The 14,844-nt window shown below is 49.2% G+C and carries 8 protein-coding genes; 1 reads left to right on the forward strand and 7 read right to left on the reverse strand.

Annotated elements, in window-relative coordinates; all coding sequences use genetic code 11:
- Window positions 1-6 precede the first annotated feature (6 nt).
- The gene (locus BLU97_RS03010) at window positions 7-1,974 is read left to right on the forward strand and encodes a RagB/SusD family nutrient uptake outer membrane protein (RefSeq protein WP_074760189.1); all 1,968 of its coding nucleotides are present in this window, start codon (window positions 7-9) and stop codon (window positions 1,972-1,974) included.
- An 86-nt stretch (window positions 1,975-2,060) separates the two neighbouring features.
- Here BLU97_RS03010 and BLU97_RS03015 read toward each other — a convergent pair whose 3' ends face one another.
- The 7 genes from BLU97_RS03015 to BLU97_RS16165 form a co-directional block, all read right to left on the reverse strand.
- The gene (locus BLU97_RS03015) at window positions 2,061-3,323 is read right to left on the reverse strand and encodes a DUF2264 domain-containing protein (protein WP_013064331.1); all 1,263 of its coding nucleotides are present in this window, start codon (window positions 3,321-3,323) and stop codon (window positions 2,061-2,063) included.
- Window positions 3,320-4,498 carry a DUF4861 family protein gene (locus BLU97_RS03020; protein ID WP_074760190.1) on the reverse strand — a complete coding sequence of 393 codons (1,179 nt, stop codon included), beginning with the start codon at window positions 4,496-4,498 and terminating at the stop codon, window positions 3,320-3,322. The genes BLU97_RS03015 and BLU97_RS03020 overlap by 4 nt, the downstream gene beginning before the upstream one ends.
- On the reverse strand, window positions 4,495-6,240 hold the full coding sequence (locus tag BLU97_RS03025) for a heparinase II/III family protein (RefSeq protein WP_074760191.1): 1,746 nt from the start codon (window positions 6,238-6,240) through the stop codon (window positions 4,495-4,497). The genes BLU97_RS03020 and BLU97_RS03025 overlap by 4 nt, the downstream gene beginning before the upstream one ends.
- A complete protein-coding gene (locus tag BLU97_RS03030; RefSeq protein ID WP_074760192.1) occupies window positions 6,237-7,352 on the reverse strand; it encodes a glycoside hydrolase family 88 protein in 1,116 nt (371 codons plus the stop codon). Before BLU97_RS03030 ends, BLU97_RS03025 begins: the two co-directional genes overlap by 4 nt.
- A 156-nt stretch (window positions 7,353-7,508) precedes the next feature.
- Window positions 7,509-9,539, reverse strand: coding sequence for a RagB/SusD family nutrient uptake outer membrane protein (locus BLU97_RS03035; RefSeq protein WP_074760193.1), 2,031 nt, complete (start codon window positions 9,537-9,539; stop codon window positions 7,509-7,511).
- Window positions 9,540-9,553: 14 nt separating this feature from the next.
- The gene (locus BLU97_RS03040; protein WP_074760194.1) at window positions 9,554-12,835 is read right to left on the reverse strand and encodes a SusC/RagA family TonB-linked outer membrane protein; all 3,282 of its coding nucleotides are present in this window, start codon (window positions 12,833-12,835) and stop codon (window positions 9,554-9,556) included.
- Window positions 12,836-12,978: 143 nt separating this feature from the next.
- A complete protein-coding gene (locus tag BLU97_RS16165; RefSeq protein ID WP_410543900.1) occupies window positions 12,979-14,145 on the reverse strand; it encodes a glycoside hydrolase family 43 protein in 1,167 nt (388 codons plus the stop codon).
- Window positions 14,146-14,844 lie beyond the last annotated feature (699 nt).

Below are 14,844 nucleotides of genomic sequence, written 5' to 3' on the forward strand. Positions count from 1 at the left end.
ATAATTATGAAAACTAAAAGTATAAAATATATTCTTGCTGCGGGCTTGGTTTGCTGTGGTCTTTCTACAACATTCACCTCTTGTGGCGATGTGCTCGATGAGCAGCCACGCAGCACTTTCGACCCATCATTCTTCACAACGAAGACGGGTATTGAGGGCGGTCTGACATCGCTCTACGCTCACCTGCGCTATTTCTATGGCAACGGATATTATCTGAATACATTGGAGACGGGTACTGATGAGTACACCTACGCACAGAGTGCCGATGGTAACTTTAAGGATGCCGACCTTTCTGGTGTAGGCTCTGTTACTTCTACTAGCACTGTTGCTGGTGGTGCATGGGGTACCCTGTTTGCAAATATCAATACCTGTAATGGTATCATAGAGAATGGAGCTGCTGCTGGTATCGACGATGCCCTGCTCGCTGAGGCTTACTTCTTCCGTGCATTCGACTACTTTATCCTGGTACAGACCTATGGTGGTGTGCCCCTCGATTTGGGTGCCGGTGAACTGAAGTTCAATACAACAACTATTCGAACCTCAGTACGTAACACTGTTCCTGAAGTTTATAAGGTCATTTTTAGTGATCTCGAGAAAGCTTTGTCTGATTTGCCTGATAATCCTCGTCTTACTGGTTCTGCAACCAAGAACTTGGCTCGTCTGTATCTCTCTAAGGCATATCTTACTTACGCATGGTGGTTAGAGAATCCTAATAACATTCCTACCTATCCTGAGTGCAGCCGCGACGCCGGTCAGGCCCAGAGTTATTTCCAGAAAGCTTTCGATATGGCCAAGCAGGCTATCGACAACCCAGGCCCTTACGGTCTGCAGCCTACATTCTATGATGTTAACGTAGCTACCAACGATCGTAACTCAGAAATTATGCTCTACGCTGATCACAACGAGAATGAGAAGTTTGGTAACGGAGGTGCTGGTTACGGTTGGGGTAACGGTGGTTCTCCTGAGAACTTTGCTTACTGGATGGAGACTTGGAACTATACAGAAATGATTGCAAAGACTGATAGAAAGAATGATAAGGGTGAAACCGTTTATATCAACCCCGTTCAGCGTGAGGCTGTTCAAGCTCTTGGACGTCCTTGGACACGTATGGCTCCTATCGCCGACAACTTCATGGAAGGTGGTGTATGGGAAGATGCTGTAAAGGCTATTGACTCTCGTTATGATGCAACTTTCACGCTGCGTTATCACACCAACTGGCATAAGGCAGGAGGCAGCGATGCGTTTGTATACGGTGCCAATGGTGAGAAGATCTATCCAAATGATGTTTACTTCAGCTGGGTTCCTGAAAGTGAGGATGAAAACATCAAATATACAGGTGCTGATGAAAAGCTTGGTTTCGGAGAAATGCCTGGTCGTGCTGACTTTGTTGTCGCTGTTAACCACATCAGCCGCAAGAAGTACCCCATCAACTGGAAGATTGGTATCTATCGTACAGATAATGATGGAGGTCTTGGTTCAAAGGTTAATGGAGGTAGTCCACGTCCTTGGAACGTAGCAAAGTTCTCTGAGTTCTATCTCATTGGTGCTGAGGCTGCTGTTAAGCTTGGCAAGAACGATGATGCAAAGAAACTGGTTAACGTGCTCCGTGCCCGTGCAGGAAAGCAGACTTTCAATCAGAATGACAATGTTGCTGTATCAGTAGATAAGAGCGCCGAAATGGTAGCTGCTACTCCTGATAAAATTACTATCGACTTTATCCTCGATGAGCGTAGCCGCGAGTTCTGGGGTGAGGGATACCGTTGGTTCGACCTCGTTCGTACTCAGATGTGGGATAAGCGTGCTGGTACCTATCGCATCGCAGGTGCTGATTACACCGATAAGGATCTGCAGACATTTAAGCGCGATATTCCTGCTGGTTACTACATCCGTCCTATCCCACAGAGTCAGCTCGATGGTATGGAGATGACCGAGGAGGAGAAGTCTGCTTATCAGAATCCCGCATACAGAAATTAATTAGTTAGATAACCACTCTCTCTATCAGCGCGGGCCGTCCAGTTTTGGGCGGCCCGTGAATTTTTTATTCCCGCGTGTGGGAATTATTACCATTTATCGTGTGTGCGGATATCATCACCCCAACGGTGATCCTTAGGGAACTTCTGTCCGTTCCAGGCTTTTACCTGTGTCCAAGGCTCAGCGGCATCGGTCCAGAATGGATGATCAGCTGGCAAACCAAGTGGCATCAAGCTCAAGCTGGTAAGATAAAGCGAACCGTTGTTGGTGTACCAGTCGGCCACCTCAGGCTGTGAACCGCAGAAACCGATAGTAAGATAACCGGCATCGTTAAAGTTCTGCTGATAGTCGAACATACGGTGATGCACCTTGGTGAGGGCAGCGCGAACCTGTCCGTTGCTCAGTTCCTTAGGCAGCTTCTGATACCAGGCTATCAGAGCTAACGTCTGCATAGCGGCTGTACGATAGGGGATAGAGCGGCCAATTACGGGGAAAGTACCCTCTGGCGATATGAATCGCTCCAGGATGATAGCGTACTTCTGTGCACGCTTCAGGGCGCGATCGTAGTACTTCTGATAGTCCAGACGGGTGTTGGCCTTAGCATCTACCATAGCCTGCAGAGTCTCCAGATACATGGCGTGGAACACGTAGCTGCTGTAGTAATCGAAAGCAAACACGGGGCCATCGGCATACCAGCCATCGCCCACGTACCACTCTTCAACCTTGCGGCAGGTGGTGTTTACACGGAACTCGTCGTACTGTGCACCAGCTTTAGCCAGCAGACTCTCGATGGTAGATGAGAATAGGAACCAGTTGGTGTAGGGTGGATCGATCTTTCTTAAGGCCTGAAACTCCTTGATGTAACGCTGCTTGGTTACCTCGTCGAGTGGCTGCCACAAGGTGTCCCAGGCGCGCAGGAACGATTCGGCGATATAGGCGGCATCTACCAGATTCTGTCCGGCCTTACCCCAGCACAGATAGTCGGGCGATGCGGGATCTACAGCGTTCTTATACGAGGCCAATGCCCACTCGCGTAACTGGTGGCGCTGCTGGCTCTCAGCGGTATTGTCGTCGGGTAGTGCGAGCCAAGGGGCCACACCAGCCATCAGGCGTCCGAAGGTTTCCATATACACCACCGAGCGGTCGCGGTTATCAAACGAGGGCGAGAACTCTGTCTTCATGTTCTTCTGCAGCTCGCCCTTGGCCATATTCTCCAATACGGGCTGGGCCATCTTGTAGGCCAGCGAGCACCAGTATTGGCGGTCGGTCTGTTCTGGCGTTTTTGTCTTTTTGGCTTGCGTTGGTATTACTAGCATCAGGGCTAATACCAACAAGGTTGTTGTTCGTTTCATTTGATGTCTGTTATTAGTGGATTCTTGATATTGTTCAGATAGTTGTTGGCCAAAAGCTGCCACTCGGCCATTGTCTTCACGTCGTTGCAGCTCCAGGCAGAGCCGAAATAATAGGTGTAGGGCTTGCCGTTATAATGGCGCACAATGCCCAAGGCGTGGTTCTTGTTGCCGTTAAGTCGGGTGGTTTCATCCACACCGTTGGGGAACAAGGTGCCCACGTAAATCTGCGACTGGTTTATCTGGGGATTGTCGGTAGGGTCGGCATACAGCACATAGTCCTTGCCTATTGCTAATTCGCCCTCGCCATTCAGCACCACACCTGAGGCCCAGGCGCTGGCTTGTTTCAGGCCATCGTACCAAACTGTTATCTTGTTGTAATGTGAACCTCGGTCCAGACTCACCAGTCGATGCTCTGTTACACCATCGCTGTTGGGATGGTAGATCAGCTCTACGGTGAAACGTAGCGGACCATTATCTAATATCTTGTAGTTTTTAAAGCAATATGGAAAAACCAGCTCGCCGTTCTTCATCAGTGCTGGTGCGCCGCAGCCTAAGCTGGGACCTACAGAATATACATCCATTCCCTCACCATGGTTGTGATGGAACGAGGTTGCTATGTAGATATCGTTGCCTTCTTTCTGTTTGCCTGCTCTTCTCAGCGAGTCGCGTTGTCCCACACCCCACAGGTGCATCTTATAGCGTTTCTCAAGCACCAGTTCCGGGGTGCTCTTGGTCCATACGTCGGTACCAAACGATTTCTCACCGCTGCGCTGCAGCGCCGGACCGTATATGCGATAGATTCCCCGATCATTCTCCCAGGCCATATCGTCGGCGCGTTCAGGGAAGAGTCTGCCGAAAACATGCGGTTTCATCGCTGCAGGCTGCCCTTTGGCGATGGTGAATTCGGCCTGGCTGTGAGGCAGAACCGATACATACATCAGCAGTTTTCCATCATACGATATCTGGTAGGCCTGTTCCTGGCCGAATCCGTTCTTTATCACGAATGTTTCGCCAGCGGTCAAACCTAATCGGTTGTAAACGGCCTGTAAGTCAGCCTCTACCACCTCCTGACGTTGGTAGTCGGTAGGGTTAGTTACAGCAAGGGTTGTTTGCTGGGCATTGGCCCCTGTGGCCAATGCTACCAGCAAAACTATAGTAAGTAGTAGTTTATTCATTTGATCGTATATTTAATTTGTTGCTTAGTCTTTGTTGATTTCACCGTCAGCACCACGCGGTACATCTTTGGTCCCCATACACCTTGTAGCAGTGGGTCGAGCTGGTTGCTGATGTCCTCGATGGTTGCTTCCAACTGTTTAGCGTTGTAGCTGATGTGCTTTAGCGCATCGCGGTTGGTGGTCATCAGCATCAGACGGGTAGGGGCCTTGTAGGTGTTTAGTTCAAAATCCTCGGTCACCGTGATGCCCGATTTGGCTGCTGTAACGGTTCTTTTCCACGATTTAACATCTGCCTGTTGGGGGTAGGCACCTGCTATGTCGAGTGTCAGCTGTCCGTTCTGGTGACTCACCATTTTGGCGCCAAACGCCTTACCATCCTGCTGGTCGGTACCGTTAATCTGTGGCAGATTGTGATAGCCCGACTGCATGGTCCATATCTCATAACGACTGTTGCTGAAGGTCTTGGCGGTATATTCGCCCACACCCGGATCAATGAACAGTGGTTCGCCTTCTACATAAACTATGAACGAACCCACGTCGTTGTGATTGTGACTCTCTCCGTTATGACCACCCTTAAAGGCCGTATAAAGGCTGCCACGGCGCGCTGTCATAATCTGTAGGTTAGGTAGCCACGCGTCCTTAATCAGCGGTTCCTGGGGCTTTTCTACGATGAAATCGCGAATATTTCGTAAGAAGAACAGCTCGCGGCCCAATGTTGGGAAGTTGCCGCTCTTGTCATAGAGCAGGGCTGGCTGGGTTAATACTTGCTTGGTTCGTCCTAAGTAAGCACCAAACTCACGCATGGTTTTATCGTTCAGCCAATGACCGAATGGATACACGATGTTTACCTGTTGCACAGCCTTGTTCTCGTGTGCATCGGCAAAGTTCACACAGTAATCATGCCCGATATAGGTCTTATAGCTGTAAGCAGCCATTTTCTTGATTTTATCGGCTTGCGCGTCAAAGTGTGAGGCATCGGGCAGCAATCTCAGTACCTCGAACATCGAGGCTGCAGCACGGTCCCAATAGCCAGGACCCTCATCGCAACCGCCATCCTCGGGATAGGCGTCGATAAACGCATGGGTGGCCTTTTCTATTTGGCCGATGGCTTCGGCTTTGCGGGCCTCGTTCTTCTCGCATATCAGCACACAGGCCAGCCAGTTGCTGCAAATCCATGGGTTCCAGTTCATGCCCGCCGTCTTCCACCAGTAGTTGTTGGCTACGGCGGGTTTCAGGATACGCTGTTCAACCTCTCGGTCGATACGTTGACAGATATCGGGCGAAAAGGCATCCAACTGCTTCTCCAGCATATAGCGTGTCCATACAATCAGACTGGCTGTTTCGGCATTAAACAAGTCAACCTCCTGTATGTCCTGCAGGGGAATACGCTTGCCGTAGTGGGCGGGTATGCCCCACCAGGTTTCTTCGCAAAAACTACCGATTCCATCGATAATATCGTTCATAAACCGGCCTTTACCCTCTACAATCTCGGCCATGACGAGGGCTGCCAGATGGCGGCGCTTCTCAAAACAGATTCCCTCGTAGTTTACGCGGTTACCGGTTATCTTGTTCTCGGCAAAAACAGTCCAGGGCAAAGCCGTCCACGCTTTGCCCAGATACTGTTCGCCATATACGGTATAGCTCTGCTTCATCTCCTGGGGGATGGAGTCGCGCCAGAAGGCATCCTCAGCCTGCGGTAGCAGGTTGGCTATACCGAGTGCAATTGTTAATAACAGATTCATCGGCCAATGTATTTCACGTATTCACATGCGGCCAGCAGGAAGGCACCAACACCAAAGTTGGCCTGCGAGTTGGCATCTACTGTCTGTCCGGGAATAGCACGTTCGCCAATGGGCTGTACATATCCTACCTTACCGTCCTTCTGCAGGGCGATGGTGGTCAGATATTTCCAGGCCTTATCGATGGTGGGTGCAAACTCCTTCTTCGACAGATAGCCGTGATTAACGCCCCACAACAAGCCGTAGCAGAAGAAGGCTGTACCGCTGGTTTCATAGCCAGGTGCCTGCTCTGGGTCCATCATCGAACGGGTCCAGTGGCCCTGTGGCTGCTGCAACTTCTTCACGCCGCGTGCCAGGTTCACGTACTTCTCAACAAAGAACGGCTGACGGACGTAAGTCTCGGGCATATCCTGTAACACCTTGGCCAGTCCGGCCAGCACCCAGCCATCGCCACGTGCCCAGAAATCCTTCTTGCCCTTAGCGGTTTTGTGCTTTGGGTAGATGTATTTGCCATCGCGGAAGTACAGTCCTGTCTCCTTGTCGAGCATGATACTATCGCTGTAGCAGATGTTTTCGTAGAGTTTGCGCAGATACTTGGTATCGCCGGTCAGTTTGTACATCTTGGTGAGTGTAGGCATCACCATGTAGAGTGCGTCGGCCCACCACCAGTAGTCGTTGGCTTTCGAGTCGGCCTCATAGCCCATCACCTCCTTGGCGCGTGCTATCTTCTTCTCATCGGGTTGCAGGTTATACAAGTCGATGTACGTCTGGAAGCAGATCTGCCAGTCGCCAAACAGTACATAGTCCTGTCCCTCACCGTAGTTCTTGTATTTCCAGTTGGCGGGGTTGGGTTCGGTGGCACCTTTCCACTGGTTGTGTTCTGCCCAGCGAATACTGTAGTCCAGCATCTGCTCATCCTGCAGCAACTTGTACACCTCCATATTACCCGTATGGTAGGCGGCGTTGTCCCAGAAAGAGCGCACCTCGGCCGGATTATTGGTCTGCCAGTAGGTGTTAACCAAGCGTATCATGTCCTTTACCTCGTCGGTAGTCCATCGCTTGGCCTGAACCATCATGGTGCTCAGCAAGCATGTTACAATTAATAACTTTCTCATATTGTTCGTTAGTTTTCGTTGCAAAGATATAAATAACTTTCTAAATAGCGCGATTCTGTAGGTGATTTTTAATAAAAGGGGCAGCCTAAAGGATTATAGGCCGCCCCTTCACCTTAGAAATACTAACAAATTACCTTAATATGTATGAACAATCTTTTAATCTGCAGATTCTTCATCGGCAACAGCGTCCTCCCAGTTGGTAAACATGGGGATGTTCTCATTATAGCCGTCGTAGCCATAGTTCTGACGAAGTGTACCCTTGTTGTTGGCGGTAATAGCCGAGTTAGGAACTGGCCAGAACAAGTTGTGCTTGTTAATCTTGTACTCGAAGGTCTGGTTACCCTGCTGACCCTTACCATAGTCGTGGTTGAATACGTTGTAGTTAACACAGCGACGATACCAGTAGCTACCACCGTTCAGGTCGGTACCTTCCTGCTTATCCCAAGTATTCAGATCGTAGGTGTTGCCCCACTCATCGGGCTTGCCACTACGAGCCAGACACCAGCTTACACGTACCATCTCTGCCTGGCGGAACTCTTCGAGATAGAGCTCGCGTGCTCGCTCCGACATAATGTCGCCGATAGTAACTGTGGTGTACATCTTCTTGGCGTTGGCACGCTTACGAATGGCATTCACGTCTTCAGCAGCGCCTGAGGCGTTGCCCTGATAGAAACGAGCCTCTGCACGTAGCAGATAAGTCTCGGCCAGACGGAACAGGTACATATCGCCATTGGCACCCTTACCTGATGCACCCTGGAACTGGTTGGCACCAGTTTGGTTTTCGTTTGGAGTATCAAGGATGTAGAGCTGATACAATGGAGTAGGATACCAGCTACGGATGGTGTCAGAGCAGAGGATATCGCCCTTGTGTACGAGAATCTTTGAGGGATCTGAAGGATCTGCATAATCCTCGGTAGCATAAAGCTGATAGTTCTGGCCGTAACAGTCTGAGCTCTTGTTGTTGTACTTAAAGTCTTCCATCTCCATCCAGTTACCCACCTTACGGTTGTGGCGCAGGTCCTGCCAGTCGGTCTCACCGTCGTAGTTCCAGATGGTCTTGTTGTAATAGTACGATGTACGGTTCACAGCAATACCACGTCCGGCAGCACGTACCCAGTCAAGAGTGTCGTTGTACTCCCAGTTGCTACGGGCAATGTTCTTACCAGGACCAGCCAGTCCGTGAGGATCGCGGATGATACCATTGCTCCAGTGAGCAAAGCAGGCACGCATCACATTATAGGTCGTGAAGTCCTGGTCGTTCGAGTTAGATATCATCATGATGGTCTCCTTGTTGGCAGGATCGGCGATGTTGGGTGTGCGGTGCAAATCCCAAACTACGTTACGTGTTACCTTCCAAGTGTTCTCGGCGCCAGAGGGCTGCCATGTACCAAAGTTCTCGGTCATCAGCTTTAAACCGTGGTTGTTAATCAGATCGGTGGCCATAGCTTCAGCCTTTGCATATTCGCCTACTACGAGGTAGCACTTAATCAGCAGATGCATGCAGCCTTCCTGATTTACCTGACCTACATATGACATTTTGGCTTGTGCAGGAACATGCTGTACAGCAAATTCCAAATCGTGTACCAGCATCTTGAAGATAGCTTCCTTGCTGCTTGATGTATAGTTGCGCTTAGGCACACTAATCAGTTTCGTTACCAAAGGAATATCGCCGAACTGCAAAGCCAGGTTGTAGTAAGCGTATGCACGATGGAAGTAAGCGCGACCTTTATAGGCATCACGAGTAGCATCGTCTAGACCTTTTACTTGATCAATGTACGAAAGAATGGTATTGGCATATTTTACCATACTGAATCCCTGATCCCAGAAACGCTGCATATAGTTGCCGTCACCACCGCCTGCCATACCAGATGTTGGGGTGAGTTTAGCATCGAAGTTATCTTGGAAACCACCTCCCATATCTGTTTTGGCATACATACCAACATCCGACATCAGGTAGTTGGTAAAGATACCAACGTTGTTCCAGTTACCATCGATACGATAGGTTTTCAACTGTTTGTCGCACTGTGCCAGAGCTGCCTGCAGACCAGCCTCTGTGCTGTAGGTAGTAGCCGGTTCATAGAATGACAATGGATCCTGCTCCAGGAAGCCGTCCGAACATCCTACCATGGTTCCCGCAAGGGCTAACATGAGTCCTCCGCGAAGTATATTGTTCTTTTTGATATTCATATGATGATGATTTATTAAAGTGTAACATTAAGACCGAACTGGAACTGGCGATTAGCAAAGCCTCCTGTTTCAGGATCGCCATATTCCCAACTGTCGATAGTAAATACATTGTTGATACCAGCAGTTACGTGTACGCGCTGGATACCCCACTTATTTGTAATGTCGCGTGGGATGGTATAGCCGAGTGTGACATTGTCAAGACGTACAAAACTGCGATTGTACACCTTCTCAATACCGGTCACTCCTGAAGGACCTACGGCATTCAAGCGTGCGTAGTCGTTGGTTGGGTTTTCTGGTGTCCAGTATTCTTTCTTGTAAGTATTACAAGTCTGTGTAAACATAGAACCAGAGTTGTCGCCATTCAACCAGTAGCCAGCGCGGCTCTTATGACCCATGTAGCTGTACATTGAGAAAGAGAATGTGAAATCCTTATACTGGAAGTCATTGCGCATATTCCAATAGATTGGTGGCTGAGTGGTGCCATGATATACGCGATCCTTGTCATTATAAACAGGAACACGAGTACCATCTTCCAGAATCTTATCGTCTTCAGTATATACGTTAACAACCTTTGGATCACCAGGCTTCTGGTTTACCAGAGCAGCCTGCTCGGCTTCGTCAGCCTGCCAAATGCCATCGGTCTTCCAGTACCAGATTTCGCCGATAGGTTTACCGATGAACCAACCATTACTGGTATCGTCCATTTCCTTGCCGTCCTCGTCATACTCATAGTAAAGATGCTTGATCTTATTCTTATTGTAAGAGAATCCGAGTGAGGTGCTCCACTTGAAGTCTTTAGTGTCAATATTTCTTGAGTTCAGTGTAATTTCGAAACCAGTATTGGTAACCTCACCGAGGTTTGTTGTGATGCTGCCGAAACCGGTGAAGTTAGGCAGGCGCTGATCCATGATCATATCGTGAGTCTTCTTGTGGTAGAAGTCAACGCTACCAGAGAGGCGCTTGTTAAGTACGGCAAAGTCGAGACCGAAGTTCCACGATGAGGTCTTTTCCCATTCCAGGTTAGGATTACCCAGACGGTTAACGCTCAATGCATTCAGCACTTCTTGTGATGTTGAACCGTACTTGTAATAAGCATACAAGCCGCCATTCGACAAGTTAGAAAGAGCCAGATAAGTGTCGCTAAGCGAACGGTTACCATTTGTACCATAGCTCAAACGAACCTTAGCCATATCCAACCATTTCCAATCCTGAGCGAACTTCTCCTCCGAGAGAATCCAGCTAGTACCTAATGACCAGAAGTTAGCCCATGGATTGTTCTGTCCGAATGCAGAATAACCATCGCGACGTACAGTAGCGGTAATCATATAGCGATCCATGAATCCATAGAATACACGACCCAGATAAGCCGATGCTGTATAGTGGGTATCGTTGGTAGAGAACGAACTCTGCTCTTTATTGGCACCAGAAATATAGTGGAAACCAAGAACATCTGTAGGGGTGATGTTGCGTGCTGAGATATTATCGCTCCAATAACGATTCTCTTCTGCTTCCTGAACTAAAGTAACAGTAACATGATGAAGGTCGGCAAATGTGCGATCCCATGTCAGTGTATTGTTCAAGTTCCAGTTGAATGTCTTTGAAGAGTTACGGTTTACACCGCGAGTAGCAGGGTCGCTGTTTGGCAGTTCTGCCGACATGTGATAGCGATCATAGAACCACTGGTAACGTGGAGCAATATTAAACTGATAGGTGATACCGAATGGCAGGGTTACCTTAGCATTAAAGATAGTGTTCAGTACGGTGTAACCCTTCTCCAGACCAATATACTGCTGATTGAAGTGGTAGTTATAACCTCCGTTAGTTGGGTTGCCGGTACGTGGGTACTGCATCTCGTTACCATTTTCGTCGTAACGTGAAGCATAAGGCGACTCACGCAACTGGTTGTCGTCCCAGTAGTTGCTGCCAAGGGGAACTGCCTGAGATTCATCGCTACGATCCTGGAAGTTTACGTTGGCACCAACTTCCAACCAGTCGGTAATCTTAGCGTTCAACTTCATGTTTGCGCGATATGCATGGTAATTGTCACCCTGGATAGCACCCTGATTCTTCAGGTAACCAAAACCTAAGTAGTAGTTAACATTATCTGTTGCACCAGAGATGCTAGCATTGTAATCCTGATTGAAACCAGTACGGAAGGTAGCATCCTCCCAGTTGTAAGTCTTACCTGCCAGGAAGTTCTCCATAACGAGGGCCGCATCAGCGTCAAAGCCCATACGACGTGCATAGAGGCTCAGCATCGACTCGCCTGCCTGCAATGTCTTTGGACCGTTGCTGGCCCACTGGTCCTGCGAAATACCATATTGACTGATATTGTTGAAGTTATCATAATAACCAGTAGGGATACCGCTGTCTTTGCCATAATAGCCCCATGTGCCATCCTCGCGATAACCATATGTCTGAGCCTTATACCAGTCCTCGCGGTAGGTCATATACTCACTGGCGCTGAATACGTCGCGATATGCTGCCTTTGAGTTGGCTGCCAGGTTCATGCTTACATTAATAATAGGTTTACCCTGCTTACCCTTCTTGGTAGTAATGATGATAACACCACTTGCGGCTTTTGCACCATAGATGGCTGCAGATGAGGCATCCTTCAGAACGTCGATTTGCTCAATGTCGTCGGGGTTTATTTCAGAGAGCTCACCTGCGAACTGCATACCATCGAGAATAATCAGTGGAGAGTTGTGCGAACCTAATGTGTAAAGAGAGTTCTGTCCACGGAGCTGGATGCTGGCACCTGAACCCTTGGCTGATGAATCGAAACCAATCTGTAAGCCAGGTGTGCCACGAAGCAGATCCTGTACACTACCAGGGTTCTGGTCGGCAATCTTGCTAGGGTCGATCTGTACTACCGAACCAGTCAGGTCCTTCTTACGCATAGTACCATAACCTACAACTACTACTTCCTGAAGGGTTTCTGCGTCTTCTTCGATTGTAATGTTAAGAGTCTGACCATTTCTGTAGGCTACCTCTTTGGTTTTGAAACCGACATATGATACAATAATAGTACCATTAGATGGGATGCCTTTTAATTCAAAGTTTCCATCGAAATCGGTAACTGTTCCTGCTTTCTCGGCATTTTTTACTTTTACGGTTGCACCAATGACTGGTTCGCCGTTCTTCTCAACAACCTGACCTTTCACAACTCCGCTTTGCTGCGTAGCCTGAACTGCAGGTTCTGCCATTGCTGACATTGGGAAAGTAATCATTCCTGCTGCCAACGCCATCACAAAACATAGTTTGCGGGATGGATTTGTTAAATTAGCATACTTCATTTGTTAATGTTTTAAGTTTATTATAATTGTTAATAATTGAATAGTTCTTCCTTCTCTGGGATAGGTTCGAATTTTTGGGTGCAAAGATACGAAGGTTGATATAAATCAAGGGTTAAAATGCGTGAATTTAGGGGAACAAATCGTTAATTTTCCCCTAATTCACTAAGATTCCACGCATCGCGCCACCTGATGACGGGTTTCCCGTTCTCAAATTCGATAGGCAACCAGATGTAACGGGCATCACTTGGATGCTTGGGTCGCCAGATGTCGGCCATAAAGATAAAACCTTTGCCGTAGGGCAGGATATAGGTCGACTGTCCTTCGAAGGTGATTTCGGCCTTCGGGCCTACACAAGGTGTGGGGTGCTGAGTCCAAGGTCCCCAGATGCTGGGTGCCGAGAACATGCGTGCCTCGTTTGGAGCCCAACCGGTGCAGCCCGAGGTTATCATCCAGTAGGTACCATCCTTCTTAAAGATGGCTGGTGCCTCGTTCTGGCCGCCAGGAGCCACACGGGTGTAACGGCCTGTGTGATGCAGGTAGTCGCCTGTCAGCTCGGCAATGTGCAGCGTCAGGTTATCCTCCGATGAGAAGATGTGATAGGCTTTGCCATCATCATCTACATAAAGTGTCATATCGCGAGCCATCTGACCTGTGCCGAAGTCGCGCTTCAGGAACAGTCCCTGCTTGATAGCCTCCATCCAGGTGGGTGTCCACCATTTCTTGAAGTTGTCGGCATTCAGGGTGTCGAGTGTTGCCAGTTCCTGCTGTCCGAACTCTACAGGGTAGGTGCCTGCGTTGGCACGCTGCGAGTACAGAAACTTATAAGGTCCTTCGGGTTTGTCGCTTACTGCTACACCGTAGCGGGCAGCGCTGTAGCCCTTGCCTTTCAGCTCCAGGTGGAACCACATGCAGAATTTCTTGGTTACCTTATTATATATAACCTTGGGGCGCTCCAGCACACAACCGCGGGTAATATCGCTGCGGCGGTCGTCGCTCACGTAGAGGGCAACGCCACGGTTCTGCCAGTTCATCAGGTCTTTCGATGAGTAGCACTGCACACCAATCATAGCCGATGAGGTGGTGTCGCACTTGTTCTCGCCAAACCAGTAGTAGGTGTCGCCATACTTCATGATACCACCGCCATGGGCGTTGATATGACGGCCGCTGGCATCGGGCCAGATCTCACCCGAGCGGATCATCTTGGCTTTCTTCTGCTGGTTGTTCCAGTAGTTTTCGATACGCTTGGCCTCGGCCTTGGTGATATGAATCACGCTACCGTGCTTGGGCGACGAGAAGTTGGCTGCCTTCATCACACCCTCGTTAAAACGGCCCAGAGGCTTGAAGGTCTTGAAGTCGCTGGTCTCTACAAATCCGAAGTTATGAGGGTTCACGCTGTAGATATCGTACATCACTACCCATTTCTTCTGTCCGATGCGCTTCCATACGTTTGGCGCCTCGCAACCACGGTCCTCGCCGTCGATCTGCTCGGCGTGATAATCGTTGAAATGGTTAATTTTGTCGCTAATCATGTACTTGATGCCGCCAGGATTCTCCTGAGCCACATAGCTCATAAAGTAACGACCGTCGGGCATGGGACAGATATCGGCATCCAGTACCTGAATCTTATCGTCGGGATACTCAAACAGCAGCTGGGGCTCGGTTTCAAGTGTTGTAAACTCCTCGTTGGCGTAACTATAGTATAGTTTTGTGCGCCCGCCCGCGTGTTGTCTGATGGTAAAGTAAACCATAGGCTTGCCCACGGCAGGATCCCAGATGGTCTGAGGTGCCCAGGCACAACCAATCTTACCGAACTTCTCGGGGAACAGTTTATCTATACGTGCCTCGTGGTGGGTCCAGTGTATCAGGTCGTCGCTGGCCATCAGCACCAGTCCACGGTTGTTACCCCAGCCAAACTCGTCGGGGCGTTCCCACTGGGTGGCGCGCAATCCCATCTCCTTGCCAAACACATGCAGGTCGGTCATGGCAATGTAGAATTTGCCATTGGGAGC

Origin of the sequence: Xylanibacter ruminicola, from assembly GCF_900107775.1 — a bacterium.
In the GTDB taxonomy this organism is placed as follows: Bacteria; Bacteroidota; Bacteroidia; order Bacteroidales; family Bacteroidaceae; genus Prevotella; species Prevotella ruminicola_C.